Annotated in this window: 19 protein-coding genes; 7 read left to right on the top strand and 12 right to left on the bottom strand. The window is 69.7% G+C overall.

Annotation, left to right across the window (positions count from 1 at the left end; genetic code table 11):
* Positions 1 to 5 precede the first annotated feature (5 nt).
* The 3 genes from secF to yajC all read right to left on the bottom strand — a co-directional run bounded on the left by secF (position 6) and on the right by yajC (position 3515).
* Positions 6 to 1268 (bottom strand): protein translocase subunit SecF, encoded by a 1263-nt coding sequence (gene secF, locus WU80_RS04620; RefSeq protein ID WP_055400900.1) that lies wholly within the window; start codon positions 1266 to 1268, stop codon positions 6 to 8.
* A gap of 3 nt (positions 1269 to 1271) precedes the next feature.
* A complete protein-coding gene (secD, locus tag WU80_RS04615; RefSeq protein WP_055400898.1) occupies positions 1272 to 3101 on the bottom strand; it encodes a protein translocase subunit SecD in 1830 nt (609 codons plus the stop codon).
* 78 nt (positions 3102 to 3179) lie between these two features.
* Positions 3180 to 3515 (bottom strand): preprotein translocase subunit YajC, encoded by a 336-nt coding sequence (gene yajC, locus WU80_RS04610; protein ID WP_055400896.1) that lies wholly within the window; start codon positions 3513 to 3515, stop codon positions 3180 to 3182.
* Between the two features lie 209 nt (positions 3516 to 3724).
* Between yajC and gabT the strand changes: the two genes are divergently transcribed.
* Together gabT and car are read left to right on the top strand one after the other, a co-directional pair.
* Positions 3725 to 5065 (top strand): 4-aminobutyrate--2-oxoglutarate transaminase, encoded by a 1341-nt coding sequence (gene gabT, locus WU80_RS04605; RefSeq protein WP_055400894.1) that lies wholly within the window; start codon positions 3725 to 3727, stop codon positions 5063 to 5065.
* A 149-nt stretch (positions 5066 to 5214) separates the two neighbouring features.
* Positions 5215 to 8748, top strand: a complete 3534-nt coding sequence (gene car / locus WU80_RS04600) for a carboxylic acid reductase (RefSeq protein ID WP_055400892.1) — start codon at positions 5215 to 5217, stop codon at positions 8746 to 8748.
* Between the two features lie 61 nt (positions 8749 to 8809).
* Here car and WU80_RS04595 read toward each other — a convergent pair whose 3' ends face one another.
* The 6 genes from WU80_RS04595 to ruvC form a co-directional block, all read right to left on the bottom strand.
* A complete protein-coding gene (locus tag WU80_RS04595; protein WP_055400890.1) occupies positions 8810 to 9490 on the bottom strand; it encodes a hypothetical protein in 681 nt (226 codons plus the stop codon).
* Positions 9491 to 9618: 128 nt separating this feature from the next.
* A complete protein-coding gene (locus tag WU80_RS04590; protein WP_055400888.1) occupies positions 9619 to 10005 on the bottom strand; it encodes a DUF1304 domain-containing protein in 387 nt (128 codons plus the stop codon).
* 137 nt (positions 10006 to 10142) lie between these two features.
* On the bottom strand, positions 10143 to 10826 hold the full coding sequence (locus tag WU80_RS04585; RefSeq protein ID WP_055400886.1) for a hypothetical protein: 684 nt from the start codon (positions 10824 to 10826) through the stop codon (positions 10143 to 10145).
* Between the two features lie 110 nt (positions 10827 to 10936).
* Positions 10937 to 11989 (bottom strand): Holliday junction branch migration DNA helicase RuvB, encoded by a 1053-nt coding sequence (gene ruvB, locus WU80_RS04580; protein ID WP_055400884.1) that lies wholly within the window; start codon positions 11987 to 11989, stop codon positions 10937 to 10939.
* On the bottom strand, positions 11986 to 12579 hold the full coding sequence (ruvA, locus tag WU80_RS04575; protein WP_055400882.1) for a Holliday junction branch migration protein RuvA: 594 nt from the start codon (positions 12577 to 12579) through the stop codon (positions 11986 to 11988). The genes ruvB and ruvA overlap by 4 nt, the downstream gene beginning before the upstream one ends.
* A complete protein-coding gene (gene ruvC / locus WU80_RS04570; RefSeq protein WP_055400880.1) occupies positions 12576 to 13130 on the bottom strand; it encodes a crossover junction endodeoxyribonuclease RuvC in 555 nt (184 codons plus the stop codon). The genes ruvA and ruvC overlap by 4 nt, the downstream gene beginning before the upstream one ends.
* A gap of 181 nt (positions 13131 to 13311) precedes the next feature.
* On the opposite strand from ruvC, the gene WU80_RS04565 reads away from it, so the two are divergent.
* Genes WU80_RS04565 through WU80_RS04545 form a run of 5 tightly spaced genes read left to right on the top strand, consistent with a single transcriptional unit; the run spans position 13312 to position 16932 of the window.
* Positions 13312 to 13923 carry a DUF4178 domain-containing protein gene (locus tag WU80_RS04565; RefSeq protein ID WP_055400878.1) on the top strand — a complete coding sequence of 204 codons (612 nt, stop codon included), beginning with the start codon at positions 13312 to 13314 and terminating at the stop codon, positions 13921 to 13923.
* A 10-nt stretch (positions 13924 to 13933) separates the two neighbouring features.
* Complete coding sequence (locus WU80_RS04560; RefSeq protein ID WP_055400876.1) at positions 13934 to 14437, top strand: DUF2617 family protein; 504 nt, start codon at positions 13934 to 13936, stop codon at positions 14435 to 14437.
* On the top strand, positions 14434 to 14865 hold the full coding sequence (locus tag WU80_RS04555) for a DUF4247 domain-containing protein (protein WP_055400874.1): 432 nt from the start codon (positions 14434 to 14436) through the stop codon (positions 14863 to 14865). Before WU80_RS04560 ends, WU80_RS04555 begins: the two co-directional genes overlap by 4 nt.
* Before the next feature lie 28 nt (positions 14866 to 14893).
* Positions 14894 to 15349, top strand: a complete 456-nt coding sequence (locus WU80_RS04550) for a DUF350 domain-containing protein (protein ID WP_055400870.1) — start codon at positions 14894 to 14896, stop codon at positions 15347 to 15349.
* Entirely contained in the window at positions 15346 to 16932 is a 1587-nt protein-coding gene (locus WU80_RS04545; RefSeq protein WP_055400868.1) for a polyamine aminopropyltransferase, read from the top strand. The genes WU80_RS04550 and WU80_RS04545 overlap by 4 nt, the downstream gene beginning before the upstream one ends.
* Positions 16933 to 17002: 70 nt before the next feature.
* Here the strand turns inward: WU80_RS04545 and WU80_RS04540 are convergent, their stop codons facing one another.
* From WU80_RS04540 to tesB, 3 genes are all read right to left on the bottom strand, one after another.
* On the bottom strand, positions 17003 to 17758 hold the full coding sequence (locus WU80_RS04540) for a YebC/PmpR family DNA-binding transcriptional regulator (protein WP_055400866.1): 756 nt from the start codon (positions 17756 to 17758) through the stop codon (positions 17003 to 17005).
* A 123-nt stretch (positions 17759 to 17881) separates the two neighbouring features.
* Positions 17882 to 18478 (bottom strand): pyridoxal 5'-phosphate synthase glutaminase subunit PdxT, encoded by a 597-nt coding sequence (gene pdxT, locus WU80_RS04535; RefSeq protein ID WP_055400864.1) that lies wholly within the window; start codon positions 18476 to 18478, stop codon positions 17882 to 17884.
* On the bottom strand, positions 18475 to 19320 hold the full coding sequence (tesB, locus tag WU80_RS04530) for an acyl-CoA thioesterase II (protein ID WP_055400944.1): 846 nt from the start codon (positions 19318 to 19320) through the stop codon (positions 18475 to 18477). Before tesB ends, pdxT begins: the two co-directional genes overlap by 4 nt.
* Positions 19321 to 19328: the final 8 nt, after the last annotated feature.

Here is a 19328-nt window from a genome sequence, read left to right as displayed (position 1 = left end):
GGCGACTACCGCCGGCCGGCGTTTCGCTTGCCGCTCGGACGCCGGGTTCCGGTCGGCCGCACCGGGCGCGCGCCGGGCGCCGGCTTGCTCGGTGCGGGCTTGTCGGATGATGCGGGCTCGGCCGCGGTGGCCTCCGGCTCCGAATCCTCGGTGACCTTGGCCTCGACGGGCTCGGCCCCCGCGGAGCGGCGACGCTTGACGCGGCGGGTGTGCGTGCGCACCAGCTCGGTGCGCTCGCGCATGGTGACCAGCAGCGGCGTGGCGAAGAAGATCGACGAGTAGGTGCCGATCATGATGCCGATCAGCTGCACCAGCGCCAGGTCCTTCAGGGTGCCGACGCCCAGCAGCCAGACCGCGACCACCATCAGCGCCAGCACCGGCAACACCCCGATCAGGCTGGTGTTGATCGAGCGCATGAACGTCTGGTTGATCGCCAGGTTGGCCTGTTCGGCGAACGTACGCCGGGTGGTGTGCTGGAAGCCGTGGGTGTTCTCCTCGACCTTGTCGAACACGATGACGGTGTCGTAGAGCGAGAAACCGAGGATGGTCAGCAGCCCGATGACGGTGGCCGGGGTGACCTCGAAGCCCACCAGCGAGTACACGCCCGCGGTGACGGTCAGGTCGAAGAACATCGCCGCGATCGCGGCGGCCGTCATGTAGCGCTCGTAGCGCACCGTGATGTACAGCGCGACCAGCGCCAGGAACACCACCAGCGCGATCAGCGCCTTCTTGGTGATCTGGTCACCCCAGGTTTCCGACACCGCCGAGTCGCTGATGGCCTGCTTGCTCGGCTTGCCGTCGGCGCCCTTGGGCCCGAACGCGTCGAACAGGGCGTTGCGCAGCTTGGACGTCTGGTCGTTGGACAGCGTCTCAGAGCGGATCTGCACCGTCGCCGAGGCGCCGTTGCCGACGATCACCACCGATTCCGGGTCGCGGCCAATGGTCTTCCGGAAGACGTCGGACACCGCGGCGGTGGTGACCGTGCCCGACCCGCCGTTCGCGGGCATCGACACGGCGGTCCCGCCGTTGAAGTCGATCCCGAAGGTGAAGCCCCGCAGGACGATGCTGAGCACGGCGATGGCGACGATCGCGCCGCTGATGCCGAACCACAGCCGGCGGCGTCCGACCACTTCGAAGGCGCCGGTGCCGGTGTAGAGCCGCGAGATGAAGCTGTGCCGCGGCTGGCCGGCGCCGTCGTCGGCCGGCTCCTCGACGCCCGAGGCCTCGGTGATTTCGGCGGCGTCCTTGGATGCCTTGGAGGCACTCATGGGTTATCCCCGTCCCGTCTTCACTTGCGACGAAGCCCGGCGTTCGCGGGCGACCTGCTGAACGGCTCCGAGGCCGTTGTACGCGGGCTTTGCCAGCGTCGGCGACTTGGAGGCCAGGTACACCAGCGGCCAGGTCACCAGGAACACCACGACCAGGTCAAGGATGGTGGTGAGGCCCAACGTGAAGGCGAAGCCCTTCACCTGGCCGATCGCCAGGAAGTACAGCACCGCGGCGGCCAGGAAGGTGACGGCGTTGCCCGACACGATCGTCTTGCGCGCCCGCACCCAACCGCGCGGAACCGCCGACCGGAACGAACGGCCTTCGCGGATCTCGTCTTTGATGCGTTCGAAGAACACCACGAAGGAGTCCGCCGTGGTGCCGATACCGATGATCAGACCGGCGATGCCGGCCAGGTCCAGGGTGTAGTTGATATACCTGCCCAGGAGCACCAATATCGCGAAAACCATTGCGCCGGAAGCGACCAACGACAGTGCGGTCAGCAGGCCGAGTACCCGGTAATACAGCAACGAGTACAGCAGCACCAGGACCAGACCGATCGCACCCGCCATCAGACCCGCCCGCAGCGACGTCAATCCCAGTGTGGCCGAGACGGTTTGGGCCTCCGACGATTGGAAGGACAGCGGCAGCGAGCCGTACTTGAGGACGTTGGCCAGCTGGCGCGCGGTTGAGGCGGTGAACGGCGGGTCGCCACCGGTGATTTGGGTCCGCCCGCCGGGAATGGCTTCCTGGATCATCGGGGCGCTGACCACCTGCGAGTCCAGCGTGAAGGCGGTCTGGGTGCCGACGTGGGCGGCGGTGAAGTCGGCCCAGGTGTTGGCCGCCGCGGGCTTGAACTGGACGTCCACCACGTAACCGATGCCGCGCTGATTCATGCCCGACGTGGCGTCCTGGATCTGATCGCCGCTGATGATCGACGGCGCCAGCAGGTAGGCCACCTTGTGATCGGTCGAGCACGTCACCAGCGGCAGGTTCGGGTCGTCGTTGCCGGCGAGGATGTCCTCTTTGTCGCAACGGGTGGCCTGGAACTGCAGGGCGAGGAACTGGATGCCCTGACGGGTGCTCTGCCGCCACTTCTTCTCATCGGCGATCCGGTCGGCGAGGTCCTTGCGCGGATCGGCGGGCGCGGGCTGCTCGGCCGGAGGCACGTCGGCCGGCGGCGGGTTGCCCGCCGGCGCGGGGCTGGGGGCGGGCGCGGGGGCCGGCGCGGGGCTGGGCGAAGGCGGCGGGGGGTCTTGCGGGTAGGGCCGCGGCTGGGCCGGCGGCCGCCCACCCGGCGGCGCGGGTTGAGCCGGCGCGGGCTGTCCCGGCGGTGGCGCCTGTGCCGGCGGCGGCGCCTGGCCCGGCGGCGGCGCCTGGCCCGGCGGCGGCGCCTGGCCGGGCGCGGGCTGCCCGGGGGGCGGCGCCTGCGGGGGCTTGGGCTGGGCCGCCTGCGCCGGCATCGAGTTCAGCACCGGGCGGATGTACAGCCGCGCGGTCTGGCCCAGGTTGCGGGCCTCGTTGCCGTCGTTCCCGGGGACGGTGATCACCAGGTTGTCGCCGTCGACCACGACCTCCGAACCGGAGACGCCCAGCCCGTTGACGCGCGCGCTGATGATCTGCTGCGCCTGGGCCAGCGCGTCGCGGCTGGGCCGCGAGCCGTCCGGGGTGCGCGCGGTCAGCGTGACGCGGGTACCGCCCTGCAGGTCGATGCCGAGCTTGGGGGCGGCGCGCTTGTCCCCGGTCAGAAACACCAGCAGATAGACGCCGACGAGCAGCAGCAGGAAAGCGGACAGGTAGCGGGCAGGGTGCACCGGCGCCGAAGACGATGCCACGTTCCTTCTATCTCCTCGAGTATCGGTTCTTACCCCGGACAGAGCCTAGTGTCGCCGAGACGCGCCTCGCGCAAGCGGTCAGGAATCCTTGGTCACCGGGGAGTCGGAGTCGGCCAAGTCGTCGGCGTCGTCGCCGTCGGCCAGGTCCTCGTCGTCGGGCAGGATCCGGTCGCGGATGGCCAGCTTCATCCAGGTGGTCACGACCCCGGGCGCGATCTCGAGGTCGACGGTGTCGTCCGTGATCGCGACGACGGTGGCCTGAAGGCCCGACGTGGTGTGCACACGGTCGCCGGCCTGCAGCGACTCGTGCAGGTCGATGGTGGCCTGCATCGCGCGCTTCTGGCGCCGCGACGCGAAGTACATGAACCCGCCCATGATGAGCAGGAAGGGCAGGAACAGAATCAAACTTTCCATGAACGGGCCTGTCTTTTCGTAGTGGCGTCGTACTGGCACTGGAGGCCATTGGGGCCAGGGACGACCCGCGGGCCGCACACCTCGTAACGGCCAGTGTGCCATTGCCGCAGGTCGCCTCCGAGCGCCCCGGTGCACGAGGGGCTGGCCGGCGCGTGGCCGGATAGGCTTGGGGAGCGACGTGACAGGCGCGCCGCGGTGAGGAGAAAATCGTGGCCGGCCTCGAGCAGACTCGTCAGCTGGTCACCGAAATCCCCGGTCCCGCTTCGCTGGAACTGACCAAACGCCGCGCCGCCGCGGTATCCCACGGCGTGAACGTGTCCTTGCCGGTGTTCGTGGCTCGCGCCTTCGGCGGCATCATCGAGGACGTCGACGGCAACCGGCTCATCGACCTGGCGTCTGGCATCGCGGTGACCACCATCGGCAATTCCTCGCCGCGGGTGGTGGAGGCCGTCCAGGCCCAGGTCGCCGAGTTCACCCACACCTGTTTCATGGTCGCGCCGTACGAGCAGTACGTCGCCGTCGCCGAGCAGCTCAACCGGATCACCCCGGGCTCCGGCGAAAAGCGTTCGGTGCTGTTCAATTCCGGCGCCGAGGCGGTCGAGAACGCCGTCAAGGTGGCCCGGGCCTACACCCGCAAGCCCGCCGTCGTCGCGTTCAATCACGCCTACCACGGCCGCACCAACCTGGCGATGGCGTTGACCGCCAAATCCAAGCCGTACAAGAGCGGCTTCGGCCCGTTCGCGCCGGAGGTCTATCGAGCCCCCGTGTCCTACCCCTACCGGGACGGCCTGGTGGACAAGGAGCTCGCCACCGACGGGGAGAAGGCCGCCGCCCGGGCGATCGACGTGATCGAGACCCAGGTCGGCGCCGACAGCCTCGCCGCCGTCATCATCGAACCCATCGCCGGTGAGGGCGGATTCATCGTGCCCGCCGAGGGATTCCTGCCCGCCCTGCTCGACTGGTGCCGGAACAACGACGTGGTGTTCATCGCCGACGAGGTGCAGACCGGGTTCGCGCGCACCGGCGCGATGTTCGCCTGCGAGCACGACGGCATCGAGCCCGACCTGATCTGCACCGCCAAGGGCATCGCCGACGGGCTGCCGTTGTCGGCGGTCACCGGCCGCGCGGAAATCATGGACGCGTCGCACGTCGGCGGTTTGGGCGGCACATTCGGCGGTAACCCAATCGCTTGTGCTGCGGCACTGGCCACCATCACCACGATCGAAAGTGACGGACTGATCGAGCGGGCGCGACAGCTGGAACGGTTGATCACCGAACCGTTGTTGCGTCTGCAGGCCGGTGATGACCGGATCGGCGATGTGCGCGGTCGGGGCGCCATGATCGCCATCGAGCTGGTGAAGTCGGGAACCGCGGAGCCCGACGCGGAACTGACGCAAAAGCTGTCCGCCGCGGCGCACGCGGCGGGAGTGGTGGTGTTGACCTGCGGCATGTTCGGCAACATCATCCGGTTGCTGCCGCCGCTGACCATCAGCGACGACCTACTGAACGAGGGCCTCGACATTCTCGGCCGGCTGCTTCGCGAAGTGTAAGGCCCGGGGCTCGCCCGGGCCCGGGTGGGCAATCTCACACCTTCGGCGGGGCGGGCCCATGGTGGAATAACGTTACTTTAGCTAACGTTTTAATGGTCAGCGCATCGTCGCCAAACTGACTAATAACTTTCATTGCAAGGGAATTGCTTATGTCGACCATCAACACCGACGAGCGGCTCGACCGCCGTATCGACGACCTCACCGCCACCGACCCGCAGTTCGCCGCCGCCCGCCCCAACCCGGCGATCGAAGCGGCGCTCGAACAGCCCGGCCTTCGGCTCCCCCAGGTCATCCGGACCGTGCTCGACGGGTACGCCGACCGTCCGGCGCTGGCGCACCGCGAGGTCGAGTTCGTCACGGACCCGGCGAGTGGGCGCACGCGGCTGGAGCTGCTCCCCCGCTTCGAGACCATCACCTACGGACAGCTCGGCGACCGGGTGGCGGCGCTCGGCCGCGCCTGGGCCAACGACGAGGTCCGTGTCGGTGACCGGGTCTGCGTGCTGGGCTTCAACAGCCTCGACTACGCCACCATCGACATGGCGCTGGCCACCATCAGCGCGGTGTCGGTCCCGCTGCAGACCAGCGCGTCGCTGACCTCCCTGCAGCCGATCGTGACCGAGACCGAGCCCACCGTGATCGCGGCGAGCGCGAACCAGCTGCCCGACGCCGTCGAGCTCATCCTGAGCGGACACCGGCCCGCGAAGCTGGTGGTGTTCGACCACCACCCGGAGGTCGACGACGAGCGCGAGGCCGTGGCGAGCGCGCGCACCCGGCTGGCGGACGCCGGCGTGGCCGTCGAGACGCTGGCCGAGGCGCTCGAGCGCGGCCGCGCGCTGCCCGACACGCCGCTGCCCACCAGCGACGAAGCCGACCCGCTGGCCCTGTTGATCTACACCTCCGGCAGCACCGGCGCCCCCAAGGGCGCGATGTACCCGCAGAGCAATGTGGCCAAGATCTGGCGCCGGGGCAGCAGGAACTGGTTCGGCGAGAGTGCGGCGTCAATCACCCTCAACTTCATGCCGATGAGCCACGTCATGGGCCGCGGCATCCTGTACGGCACCCTGGGCAACGGCGGCACCGCCTACTTCGCGGCCAAGAGCGACCTCTCGACGCTGCTCGAGGACCTCGAGCTGGTGCGGCCCACCGAGCTCAACTTCGTGCCGCGCATCTGGGAGACCCTGTTCGGCGAATTCCAGCGCCAGGTGGAACGCCGGCTGGCCGAGGGCGATGCGGGCCCGGAGGCCCGCGAGGCTGTGGCGGCCGAGGTGCTGGCCGAGCAGCGCCAGTACCTGCTGGGCGGGCGGTTCATCTTCGCGATGACCGGCTCCGCGCCCACCTCCCCGGAGTTGCGCAGCTGGGTCGAGTCCCTGCTCGAGATGCACCTGATGGACGGCTACGGGTCGACCGAGGCCGGAATGGTGTTGTTCGACGGCGAGATTCAGCGCCCGCCGGTCGTCGACTACAAGCTCGTCGACGTGCCGGACCTGGGTTACTTCAGCACCGACCGGCCGTACCCGCGCGGCGAGCTGCTGCTGCGGACCGAGAACATGTTCCCCGGCTACTACAAGCGGGCCGAGACCACCGCGAACGTGTTCGACGAGGACGGCTACTACCGGACCGGCGACGTCTTCGCCGAGATCGCGCCCGACAAGCTGGTGTACGTCGACCGCCGCAACAACGTGCTGAAGCTGGCGCAGGGCGAGTTCGTCACCCTGGCCAAGCTGGAGGCCGAGTTCGGCAACAGCCCGCTGGTGCGCCAGATCTACGTCTACGGCAACAGCGCGCAGCCCTACCTGCTGGCCGTCGTGGTGCCGACCGAGGAGGCCCTGGCCGGCGGCGACCTGGAGTCGCTGAAGCCCAGGATCGCCGACTCGCTGCAGCACGTCGCGCGTCAGGCCGGGCTGCAGTCCTACGAGGTGCCGCGCGACTTCATCATCGAGACCACCCCGTTCAGCCTGGAGAACGGCCTGCTGACCGGGATCCGCAAGCTGGCGTGGCCGAAGCTCAAGCAGCACTACGGCGAGCGGCTCGAGCGGCTCTACGCCGAGCTGGCCGAGGGCCAGGCCAACGAGCTGGCCGAGCTGCGGCGCAACGGCGCGAACGCGCCCGTGCTGCAGACCGTGACCCGGGCCGCCGCGGCCATGCTGGGCACGGCGAGCACCGAGCTGACCCCCGACGCCCATTTCACCGACCTGGGTGGAGACTCCTTGTCGGCGTTGACGTTTGGGAACCTGCTGCGCGAGATCTTCGACATCGACGTCCCGGTCGGCGTGATCGTCAGCCCGGCCAGCGACCTGCAGGCCATCGCCAACTACATCGAGGGCGAGCGCCAGGGCACCAAGCGGCCCACCTTCGCCGCCGTGCACGGACGCGGGGCGACCGAGGTGCACGCGGCCCACCTCACCCTGGACAAGTTCCTCGAGGCCGAGACGCTGGCCGCGGCGCCCGGCCTGCCCGGGCCCGCCGCCGAGGTGCGCACGGTGCTGCTGACCGGTGCGACCGGCTTCCTGGGCCGCTACCTTGCGCTGGAATGGCTCGAGCGCATGGACATGGTCGACGGCAAGGTGATCGCCCTGGTGCGGGCCAAGTCCGACGAGGAGGCGCGCGCCCGGCTGGACAACACCTTTGATAGCGGCGACCCGAAGTTGCTGGCGCACTACCAGGAACTGGCCGCCGACCACCTGGAGGTCATCGCCGGGGACAAGGGCGAGGCCAATCTCGGCCTGGATGCGCAGACCTGGCAGCGGCTGGCCGACACCGTCGACCTGATCGTCGACCCGGCGGCCCTCGTCAACCACGTGCTGCCGTACAGAGAGCTGTTCGGTCCCAACGCGCTGGGCACCGCCGAACTGATCCGGATCGCGCTCACCACCAAGCTGAAGCCGTACACCTACGTGTCGACGATCGGCGTCGGTGACCAGATCAAGCCCGGTCAATTCGTCGAGGACGCCGACATCCGGCAGATCAGCGCCACCCGCGCGATCAACGACAACTACGCCAACGGCTACGGCAACAGCAAGTGGGCCGGCGAGGTGCTGCTGCGCGAAGCGCACGACCTGTGCGGCCTGCCCGTCGCGGTGTTCCGGTGCGACATGATCCTGGCCGACACCACCTACGCCGGACAGCTCAACCTGCCGGACATGTTCACCCGGTTGATGCTGAGCCTGGTGGCCACCGGTGTCGCGCCCGGTTCGTTCTACGAGCTGGACGCCGACGGCAACCGTCAGCGGTCGCACTACGACGGCCTGCCGGTCGAGTTCATCGCCGCCGCGATCTCGACGCTGGGAACGCAGGTGCTCGACAACGTCCCTCAAGGCGACGGGTTCCAGACCTACCACGTGATGAACCCGTACGACGACGGCATCGGTCTCGACGAGTACGTCGACTGGTTGATCGAAGCCGGCTACGGGATCCAGCGCATCGCCGACTACGGCGAATGGCTGCGGCGGTTCGAGGGCACGATGCGCGGCCTGCCCGAGCGGCAGCGCCAGTACTCGCTGCTGCCGCTGCTGCACAACTACCAGGAACCCGAGAAGCCGATCAACGGTTCGATGGCACCGACCGACCGCTTCCGCGCCGCGGTGCAGGAGGCGAAAATCGGCCCCGACAAAGACATTCCACATGTCTCGGCGCCGGTCATCGTCAAGTACATCACCGACCTGCAGTTGCTCGGACTGCTGTAAGCGCAGAAAAGCAATCGCCCAGTCCCCGCGGGGACTGGGCGATTGCTCTTTTGTATGCGAGTTATTGCTGGGGATGCGGCCAGCGCAGGTACGCGGCGTTGGCGCCCGACGTCGAACGCTCGCGACGCCATCCCCGCTTCGGCTGCGGGTCGGAAGCGGTGCGCGGCTTGGTCAGCGCGCTCGAGGAAACCTCGGCGGGCTCGTAGGCCGATTCCCGGTACGGCTCGACGGCCGGCGCGGCTTCCGCCGGCGCCGGCGGCCGCACGTCGCGCGCCAGGCGCACGGCCGTGCGGGCCAGCACCATGCCACCCACGAAGATGATCAGCGCGCCCAGTCCAGAGAAATAGGTGACCTCGAGAACCGCGCGCTTGCGGTCGGTGGCGGCGACCGGGTCACCGGCGGAGCCGATGCCCAGCACCGGCGCGAACTGACCGCCCACGACGAACCAGGCGCCGGCCAGCACCGCCAGCCAACCGCCCAGCATCGCCGCCACGCGGTTCCCGGCGACGATCAGCAAAAGACCGCCCAGCACGGTCACCGCTCCAGGCAGGACCTCGAGCCACCCTCGAGCCGTGCTCCACGCCCACTCCCGGTCGGGCGTGTACGCGAAATTGAAGCGCGGTCCGACAAACGGTATTAACGCCCCCCAAGCTCCCAAAATGACCAGGAGCAATCCGCTGACCGCACCACGCGAACGCGGCATGCTCAGCCCGCGGGTCTGGCCGTCTTCTGCGTATTTCATGATTTCCCCTCGTTGAATACCGGGCCTATTTCCGGCCCGGGGTGGGTACCCGGCGGGTTGCGCGTGTAACCCAGGGCCGCCCCGAAAGCACCGCTCCTCGCGGCCTTTTGGGGCTGGTGAGACTGGTGTTACTGCTGAAGTCCGATCAGCAGCAGCACGATCGCGATGGCCGGGAAGGTGCCCTGCGTGACCGCGGCCCGCGCTTTGTCCCGGGCCGACAGCAGCAAGACGACCGCGGCCGCCGCCATGGAACCGACGCCGGCGAAAATCAGCGCCGCTCCAACGGCGTTGTGGCGCAACGCAATTGCCGCGATGCCCACCCCGCTGACCACCGCCAGGAACAGGTTGTAGAACCCCTGGTTGAAAGCGAGCAGCTTGGTGGTCTCGGCCTCCTCGGCCGTGGTGCCGAAGGTGGCACGGGTGCGTGGCGAGGTCCAGGTCAACGATTCCATCACAAAGATGTAGACGTGCAGTAAAGCCGCCAGCGCGGCGAATACCAGCCCGGCAGTGATCATCGCTCCTCCTCGCGGTTCGAGGCCTGCGTCTCGGCGCGGGTGACTTTACCCACCCGCGGGCGCCCGGACCGCCCCCGGACGCGAAATGGCGCCGGTAGCCATGGGCTACCGGCGCCTCCCGCCGTAGGTGTTACCGACTAGACGCCGGCGTGGTGGTGGCGGTGGAACAGGCCGCCGCCGGTGCGTCGACCGAACAGGCCACGCCCGGTGCGTTCCCCCGCCTCGGGCTCGGCCGCCACCCGGTCGGTCCGCGCCGCGACCGGTCCGCGTGTTTCGTCGTACATCGCCGGTTCGCCCGCAGGCGCGGCTGCCACCGCGGCGGGTTCCCGCGCCACGACGTCACGCGCATGCCGCACGGCCACGCGCGCCACGGCGGCCCCGCCCAGGAACACGATCAGGGCGCCCAGCCCGGTGAAGTAGGTGACCTCGAGCAGGGCTCGCTTCAGGTCCGTCGACGCCACCGGCGAACCGACGTCGCCGATGCCCAGGGTCGACGCGAACGCGCGACCGACCACGAACCAGGCGCCGCCCGCGACCGCCAGCCAGCCGCCGAGCACGGCGCTGGCGCGGTTGCCGGACAGGAGCACCAGCAGGCCACCCAGGGCCGTCGCGGCCCCCGGAAGCACCTCGAGCCAACCCTTGGCCGTGGTCCACGTCCACGCCGGGTCAGACATGTAGGCCCAGTCGATGTTGGGCCCGAAGAAGGGCACCAGGGCGCCCCAGGCGCCCAAGATAATCAGCAGTAGCCCGGTCAGCGCGCCGCGGGAACGCGGCATGTACAGCGCTCGAGGGCGGTCGTAGTCGTAGCGCCTGGTCCTCATCAGAATCTCCTTAGGTATCGCTGCTGTGAGCTTGGTTACCCGACGGCGCCGACGAATAACCGACCGCGAGGACGGCTCAAAGGTCACGATTTGGCCGCGACGGCTCGCCGCTAGTCGAACAGGCCGGGTTGACCCAGGCCGACGGCCCCCGCCGGCGGGCTCATGCCGAGGTGCGTCCACGCCTGCGCGGTCGCCACGCGGCCGCGCGGTGTGCGCGCGACCATCCCGGCGCGCACCAGGAACGGCTCGCACACCTCCTCGACGGTGGTGGCCTCCTCGCCCACGGCCACCGCCAGCGTCGATACGCCGACCGGGCCGCCGCCGAAACTGCGGGTCAGTGCCGACAGCACCGCCCGGTCCAGCCGGTCCAGGCCCAGTTCGTCGACGTCGTAGACCGCCAGCGCGGATTTGGCCACGTCGCGGGTGATCACCCCGTCGGCCCGCACCTCCGCGAAGTCGCGGACCCGGCGCAGCAGCCGGTTGGCGATGCGCGGCGTCCCGCGCGAGCGCCGGGCGATCTCCTCGGCCGCCTCGGCCCCGAGCTCGATGCCGAGGATGCCCGCGGAGCGGGCCAGCACCCGCTCCAGCTCGTCGGGCTCGTAGAAGTCCATGTGCGCGGTGAAGCCGAACCGGTCGCGCAGCGGGCCGGTCAGCGCGCCCGAGCGGGTGGTCGCGCCGACCAGCGTGAAGGGCGCCACCTCGAGGGGGATGGACGTCGCCCCCGGACCCTTGCCGACCACCACGTCGACCCGGAAGTCCTCCATCGCCAGGTAGAGCATCTCCTCGGCGGGACGCGCGATGCGGTGGATCTCGTCGATGAACAGCACGTCGTGCTCGACCAGGTTGGACAGCATGGCGGCCAGGTCGCCGGCGCGTTCGAGCGCCGGACCGGACGTCACCCGCAGCGACGAGCCGAGCTCCGCGGCGATGATCATGGCCAGCGACGTCTTGCCCAGCCCCGGCGGGCCCGACAGCAGGATGTGATCCGGTGTGCCGCCGCGGTTCTTGGCCCCCTCGATCACCAGCTGCAGCTGTTCGCGGACGCGGGGTTGGCCGATGAACTCGCGCAGCGATCGCGGGCGCAGGCTGACGTCGATGTCGCCCTCCCCGACGGCCAGCGCCGGGGACAGCTCGCGGTCGGCGTAGTCGTCGGGGCCGGTCATCGGGACTTACCCAGCAGCGACAGGGCGGCGCGCAGCGCGCCGGACGTCGTCGTGTCCTGTTCGGCGGCCAGCACCTTGTCGGTGGCTTCCTCGGCCTGCTTGGCGGCGAAGCCCAGGCCGACCAGCGCCTCCACCACCGGACCGCGCACCGCGTGCCCGTTCACCACGGTTGCGCCCCCGGTCGCACCCGCCGCACCGACCTTGTCCCGCAGCTCGAGCACCATCCGTTCGGCGCCGCGTTTGCCGATCCCGGGCACCCGGGTCAGCGCGGCCACGTCGCTGTCGTGCAGCACCTGGCGCAGCGCCGACGCGTCGTGAACCGCCAGCGTCGCCATCGCCAGCCGCGGGCCCACGCCCGACACCGTCAGCAGCGTGAGAAACAGGTCGCGGGTGTCGGCGTCCGTGAACCCGTACAGCGTCATCGAGTCCTCGCGGACCACCATCGCGGTGATCAGCCGCGCCTCGCCGCCGGTGCGCAGGGTCGCCAGCGTCGACGGTGTCGCGTTCACCCGGTACCCGACGCCGGCGGCCTCGATCACCGCGTGATCGAGCGCCACCTCGAGCACCTCACCGCGCACCGAGGCGATCATCGCGCCGCCTTCAGCTTGGCCAGATACTTGTGCCGCTGCTGTTCGGCCAGCGCCTCGGCCGCGGCCATCCGGGCCATCATCGGCGCCCGCCAGCAGTGACAGATCGCCAAGGCCAGCGCGTCGGCGGCGTCGGCCGGCGTCGGCTTGGCTTGCAGCGCAAGGATTTTGGTGACCATGGCGGTGACCTGCGCCTTGTCGGCGGCGCCGTTGCCGGTCACCGCGGCCTTGACCTCGCTGGGGGTGTGGAAGTGCACGTCGATGCCGCGCTTGGCCGCCGCCAGCGCCACCACGCCGCCGGCCTGCGCGGTGCCCATCACCGTCGTCACGTTCAGTTGGGAGAACACCCGCTCGATGGCCACCACGTCGGGTTGGTGCGTGGCCAGCCAATGGTCGACGGCGTCGCTGATGGCCAGGAGCCGTTTGGCCAGGGGCGCGTCCGACGGGGTGCGCACCACGTCGACGTCGAGTGCGACCACGCTGCGCCCGCGCCCGCTTTCCACCACCGACAGCCCGCACCGGGTCAGCCCGGGGTCGACGCCCAATACGCGCATTGCCCGCTCCCACCTCTAGAACAGCTGTTCGATACCCTAGCGGCCGGGACCGACGGCCCCGCGGACGACACGCGGCGGCGCCGCCAATTCCCGCGTCGGCACGTTGCAACGCCGAACCGGCCCAAAAGCTGTTAGCTTTAGCCCACGTTCGCTCAAGCCATGTGGCAACGGAAGGTTTCGCGTGGGATCACTCCTGGTCATTATCGCGATCGTGCTGTTCATCGCGTCCATCGTGGTGCTGATCATCGCTTTGCGGCGGCCCAAGCAACCGGGCCCACCGCGCGGCCGCACCGATCCCCTCTCGTTCAACGCGATGCCGGAATTCGGCCCCCGCCAGCTCGGCCCCGGCGCCATCGTCAGCTACGGCGGGATCGACTACGTGGTGCGCGGGTCGGTGACCTACCGCGAGGGCCCGTTCGTGTGGTGGGAGCACCTGCTGGAGGGCGGCGACCAGCCGATCTGGTTCAGCGTCGAAGAGGACGACGGGCGCCTCAAGCTGGCCATGTGGGTCAGCCGCAAGGACGTCACGCTGCAGCCGGGCGAGCAGTACGTCGTCGACGGGGTGACGTTCCACGAATCCGAGCGCGGTCGCGCCTCGTTCACCACCGAGGGCACCACGGGCCTGCCGGCGGGCGGCGAGATGGAGTTCGTCGACTGCGCCAACGCCGACGAGTCCGTGCTTCTGTCGTTCGAGCGCTGGGCGCCGGGCATGCCGTGGGAGGTCTCCACCGGCAAGCCCGTGCTGACCGGCGAGCTGACCGTGTATCCGGCGCCCCCGCCCTCCTCCCCCTAGGGACGCGTCGGTGCCGTTTCATCAGCTCGCCGTGGCTCCTTCGGACGTGTCCGGGCAGAAGCTCGGGCTCGCCCTCAACGCGCCCGCGCCGCCGCCGCTGGCGACCTGTCTTTTGGGCCACCCCGACGGCGGGGCGCTGCTGCTCGGCGTGCTCGGCGCGTCGCACGTCGTCACGGTCGAGCACGCCGCGGGCCGGTTCTCCGAGGAGGTTTCCTGCACCGCGCGCGGGCTCGGCGTCGATCTGCCGGAGCGCACCGCCGCGCCCGGCTATGTCCTGGAATCCCACGTCGACACGTACGACGAGGGCACCTTCCGCCGCATGGCGCGCGACCTGCGTGACCGTTGCGCGCGGGAAAAGGGTTGGCTCGGTGGCTCTTTCCCCGGTGACGACGCCGCGCTGACCGCGCTTGCCGCCGAACCCGACGGCGCCGGTTGGCACTGGCGGACCTGGCACCTGTATCCGGCCGGCAGCGGCGGGATGGTCGTGCACACCACCAGTCGGTGGCATCCGTGAGCCGCAACCGCCTGTTCGTGATCGCCGGTGTGCTGGCCGTCGCCGCAATCGCCTGCCTGGTGCCCGGAATCATGTTGCTGAACAAGAACATTGGGTCCTACATCGCCAGCCACTATCACGAGTACGCCCACGACGCGAACGGGACGCGTTACGAGTGCAGCGGATCGGCCGACGACGTGGCCGACACGCTCGCGGAGTATCAGGCCCCCGAGGCGCGTGCGGCCAACGGCGACAACGAATACCTGCGCTACAGCAACAACATCGTGACGATCGGGCCCGACGGCAGTCACCCCTGCAGCATCCGCCTGGAAGGCCTCAGCGGCGGATACAGCCACGGCGCCTTCATCTTTCTCGGCCCCGGATTCACACCCGGCTCCCCCTCGGGCGGCGCGGGGGGCAGTCCGGGTGGCCCGGGCGGAGTTAAGTGACCCAGCCGGTATCGCAAAGGAGACAACCATGTACCTCGCGCTCGATTTCGGAGCCACCAACTTCAGCACCATCACCCAGGGCGTGGTCGCCGTCGTGCTGTACTTCGCGGTCGGCGTCGTCGTCCTGATCGCGGGCTTCCTGATGGTGGACGTCCTCACGCCCGGCAACCTGCGCCAGCTGGTATTCATCGACAAGCGGCCCAACGCCGTGGTTCTCGCGTCGGCCATGTACATCGCGCTCGCCATCGTCATCATCAGCGCGATCGCGAGCAGCTACAGCCAGCTGGGGCAGGGACTCGTCGGCGTGGCGGTGTACGGGTTGGTGGGCGTGCTGTTGCAGGGCGGGGCGCTGTTGATCCTGCAGATCGCGGTGCCCGGCAAGTTTCGCGAGCACGTCGACGAGCCGGAGCTGCACCCGGCCGCGTTCGCCACTGCGACCATGCTGGTGGCGGTCGGAGGAGTGATCGCCGCCGCCATCTCATGACCGCCACGGACAGCCGCACGCCGGCGCCGGTCGCATCGACGGCGTTCTCGGGGCGGTGGCGGGCCGTGCTGTTGGCCGCCGTCGCGGCCTGCGCGGCGTCCGGCATCATCTACGAACTCGCGCTGCTGACGCTGGCCGCGAGCCTCAACGGCGGCGGCATCGTCGCCACCTCACTGATCGTCGCCGGCTACATCGCCGCGCTCGGGGTGGGCGCCCTGGTGGTCAAGCCGCTGCTGGCGCACGCGGCCGTCACGTTCATCGCGGTCGAGGTGCTGCTCAGCATCGTCGGCGGCCTGTCCGCCGCGGCGCTGTACACGGTGTTCGCGTTCATCGACGACGAGTCGATGTGGATGCTGGCGTTGGGCACGGCCCTGATCGGGGGGCTGGTCGGCGCCGAGGTGCCGCTGCTGATGACGATGCTGCAACAGGGGCGCACGTCCGAGGCGCCCGACACCGGCCGGACGCTGGCCAACCTCAACGCGGCCGACTACCTCGGCGCGCTGCTGGGCGGGTTGGTGTGGCCGTTCCTGCTGCTGCCGCAGCTGGGCATGATCCGCGGCGCGGCGGCCACCGGCATCGTCAACCTGCTCGCCGCGGCCGTGGTCGCCATTTTCGTGCTGCGCCAAGTCTTTTCGCCCCGCCAGCTGGCGACCGCGCTGTGCGCGCTGGCCGCCGCCCTCGCGTTGCTGGCCACGCTGCTCGCACGGTCGGCCGACATCGAGACGACGAGCCGCCAACGGCTTTACGCCGACCCGATCATCGCCTACCAGCACTCGGCCTATCAGGAGATCGTGGTCACCCAGCGCGGCAACGACATGCGCCTGTACCTGGACGGGGGCCTGCAGTTCTCCACCCGCGACGAGTACCGCTACACCGAGAGCCTGGTCTACCCCGCGCTCGGGGCGGGCGCGCGCTCGGTCCTCGTCCTCGGCGGCGGCGACGGGCTGGTGGCCCGCGAGCTGCTGCGGCAGCCGGGCATCACGAGGATCGTGCAGGTGGAACTCGACCCCGCGGTGATCCAGCTGGCGCGCACCACCATGCGCGGGGCGAACGGCGGTTCGCTGGATAGCCCGCGGGTCAAGGTGGTGATCGACGACGCGATGCGGTGGTTGCGTTCGCCGCACCCCGACGTCGTTCCGCCCGGGGGCTTCGACGCGATCATCGTGGACCTGCCCGACCCCGACACCCCGGTCCTGGGCCGGCTGTATTCGACCGAGTTCTACGGGCTGGTCGGGCGGGCGCTCGCCGCCGACGGGCTGATGGTCGTGCAGGCGGGCAGCCCGTTCTCCACGCAGACGGCGTTCTGGCGCACAGTCTCGTCAATCCGCACGGCCGGCTACGCCGCGACGCCCTACCACGTGTACGTGCCGACGTTCGGTGACTGGGGTTTCGCGCTGGCGCGCCGCGGCGGCAGCGCGCCCACGCCCACCGTGCCGCCCAACGCGCCGGCGCTGCGCTTCCTCAACCAGCACGTGCTCGACGCCGCCATGGTGTTTCCCGACGACACCCGCCCGCGCCCGCTCGAGCCGTCGACGCTGGACAATCCCCGCATCGTCGAGGACATGCGGCACGGATACGACTAGATCTGATGGCGCCGACCCGCTTCGCCCGGCGCTCTGCGCCGCGCTTGCGATCGACGACTAGCGGGGTGGCTCAGTCCTCGTCGAGGGCGGCCAGCACCTCGTCGGACAGGTCGACGTTGGTCCACACGTTCTGCACGTCGTCGCTGTCCTCCAGCGCGTCGACGAGCTTGAACACCTTCCGGGCGCCGTCCACGTCCACCGGCACGCTGACCGACGGCTGGAAGCTGGCCTCGGCGGACTCGTAGTCGATGCCGGCGTCCTGCAACGCCGTCCGCACCGCGACGAGATCCGTTGGCTCCGAAATGATTTCGAAGCTCTCACCGAGGTCGTTGACGTCCTCGGCGCCGGCGTCGAGGACCGCCATCAGCACGTCGTCCTCGGTGAGCCCGTTCTTCTCCAGCGTCACGACGCCCTTGCGGGTGAACAGGTACGACACCGAGCCGGGGTCCGCCATCGTGCCGCCGTTGCGGGTCACCGCCACCCGGACCTCACCGGCCGCGCGGTTGCGGTTGTCGGTCAGGCACTCGATCAGCACCGCCACGCCGTTGGGTCCGTAGCCCTCGTACATGATCGTCTGGTAGTCGGCCCCGCCGGCTTCCTCGCCCGCGCCCCGCTTGCGGGCGCGCTCGATGTTGTCGTTGGGCACCGAGGTCTTCTTCGCCTTCTGGATGGCGTCGTACAGCGTCGGGTTGCCCGCCGGGTCCCCGCCGCCGGTACGGGCGGCGACCTCGATGTTCTTGATCAGCCGGGCGAACTCCTTGCCTCGGCGCGCGTCCTTGACGGCCTTTTGGTGCTTGGTGGTGGCCCACTTGGAATGGCCGCTCATCGGTGTCTCTTACCTCTTCTGTCTTGTAAAAGTTCGCCAGACGAGTCTACGTGGGCGCCGACGCCCGACGGCCCGGGCGCTGCGCATCGGGTGCACGGCCCACGAGAGGAGCCGAGGCGGCCGTCAGGCGACGCCGTTGACGATGTCGACGAAGAGCCGGTGGACGCGGCGGTCGCCGGTCATCTCCGGGTGAAACGCCGTCGCCAGCTTCGCGCCCTGGCGCACCGCGACCGTGTGCCCGGACGCCTCGGCCAGCACCTGCACGTCCGCACCGGCCCGCTCCACCCAGGGCGCGCGGATGAACACCGCGCGCACCGGACCGTCCAGGCCGGCGAACGGTATGTCGCCCTCGAAGGAGTCGACCTGCCGCCCAAAGGCGTTGCGCCGCACGGTCATATCGATGGCCCGCAACGGCAGCGCCTCCCGGCCGCCCGCGCCGGCATCCAGGATCTCGCTGGCCAGCAGGATCATCCCGGCGCACGCGCCGTACGCGGGCAGCCCGTCGGCCAGCAGACCGCGCAACGGCTCCAGCAGGTCGAGTTCGAGCAGCAGGTGGCTAATGGTGGTGGACTCACCACCGGGAATGACCAGCCCGTCGGCCTTCTCGAGCTCGGCGCGCCGCCGCACCGGCGTCGCCTCGGCGCCGGCTTCGCGCAGCGCGGCCAGGTGCTCGCGGGTGTCGCCCTGCAGCGCCAGCACGCCGATGCGCGGCGCGCTCACTGCCCGGTCGGCTGAAACTCGCGGTCGAAGCGGGTCAGCCCCTCCTGCATCACCGCCGCCACCATCTCACCGGACTGGGTGAAGATCTTGCCCTGGCACAGCGACCGCCCGCCGCTGGCCGACGGCGACGACTGGTCGTAGAGCAGCCACTCGTCGGCCCGGAAGGCCCGCATGAACCACATCGCGTGATCCAGGGACGCCACCTGCAGGTGCTGGCGGACGTCGAGGTGGTTGACCTGCGCCGATCCCAACAGCGTGAGGTCGCTCATGTAGGCCAGCGCGCAGATGTGCAGCACCGGGTCATCCGGCAGCGGGTCGCGGTGGCGGAACCATACCTGCTGCTGGGAGGCCTTGCCCGGCGACAGTTGCAGCCGGTCGCGCGGCACGATGCAGACGTCCCACTCCTCGAACTGCTTGAACCCGGCGTCGTCGAACACCTTGATCGAGTCCAGACCGGGCAGCCCGTCGGGGGGCGGCGCGGCGGGCATGACGTCCTGGTGGTGGATGCCCTCCTGATCGGTCTGGAAGGACGCCCCCATGCTGAAGATGATTTCGCCGTGCTGAATCGCGTTGACGCGCCGGGTGGCGAACGAACCGCCGTCGCGGGTGCGCTCGACGATGAAGACCGTCGGCTCGTTGGCGTCCCCGGGCCGCAGGAAGTAGCCGTGCAGCGAGTGCACCTGGTAACGCGGGTCGACCGTGCGCACCGCCGAGACCAGCGACTGCCCCGCCACGTGGCCGCCGAACGTGCGCTGGAAATATCCCGACTCCGGGCTGAACACCCGACCGCGGTAGATGTTGACCTCGAGTTGCTCGAGATCAAGGATCTCTTCGATTGCCACCAATAGCC

It is taken from the genome of Mycobacterium sp. UM_11 (assembly GCF_001414075.1).
Lineage (GTDB): Bacteria > Actinomycetota > Actinomycetes > Mycobacteriales > Mycobacteriaceae > Mycobacterium.
This window is presented reverse-complemented; position numbering and strand designations above follow the sequence as displayed.

What these genes read in the sequence shown, in the direction of transcription:
- secF (WP_055400900.1), bottom strand. Translation starts at nt 1,268, where the DNA reads ATGAGTGCCTCCAAGGCATCCAAGGACGCCGCCGAAATCACCGAGGCC.
- yajC (WP_055400896.1), bottom strand. Translation starts at nt 3,515, where the DNA reads ATGGAAAGTTTGATTCTGTTCCTGCCCTTCCTGCTCATCATGGGCGGG.
- car (WP_055400892.1), top strand. Translation starts at nt 5,215, where the DNA reads ATGTCGACCATCAACACCGACGAGCGGCTCGACCGCCGTATCGACGAC.
- WU80_RS04595 (WP_055400890.1), bottom strand. Translation starts at nt 9,490, where the DNA reads ATGAAATACGCAGAAGACGGCCAGACCCGCGGGCTGAGCATGCCGCGT.
- WU80_RS04590 (WP_055400888.1), bottom strand. Translation starts at nt 10,005, where the DNA reads ATGATCACTGCCGGGCTGGTATTCGCCGCGCTGGCGGCTTTACTGCAC.
- WU80_RS04585 (WP_055400886.1), bottom strand. Translation starts at nt 10,826, where the DNA reads ATGAGGACCAGGCGCTACGACTACGACCGCCCTCGAGCGCTGTACATG.
- ruvB (WP_055400884.1), bottom strand. Translation starts at nt 11,989, where the DNA reads ATGACCGGCCCCGACGACTACGCCGACCGCGAGCTGTCCCCGGCGCTG.
- ruvA (WP_055400882.1), bottom strand. Translation starts at nt 12,579, where the DNA reads ATGATCGCCTCGGTGCGCGGTGAGGTGCTCGAGGTGGCGCTCGATCAC.
- ruvC (WP_055400880.1), bottom strand. Translation starts at nt 13,130, where the DNA reads ATGCGCGTATTGGGCGTCGACCCCGGGCTGACCCGGTGCGGGCTGTCG.
- WU80_RS04550 (WP_055400870.1), top strand. Translation starts at nt 14,894, where the DNA reads ATGTACCTCGCGCTCGATTTCGGAGCCACCAACTTCAGCACCATCACC.
- WU80_RS04545 (WP_055400868.1), top strand. Translation starts at nt 15,346, where the DNA reads ATGACCGCCACGGACAGCCGCACGCCGGCGCCGGTCGCATCGACGGCG.
- WU80_RS04540 (WP_055400866.1), bottom strand. Translation starts at nt 17,758, where the DNA reads ATGAGCGGCCATTCCAAGTGGGCCACCACCAAGCACCAAAAGGCCGTC.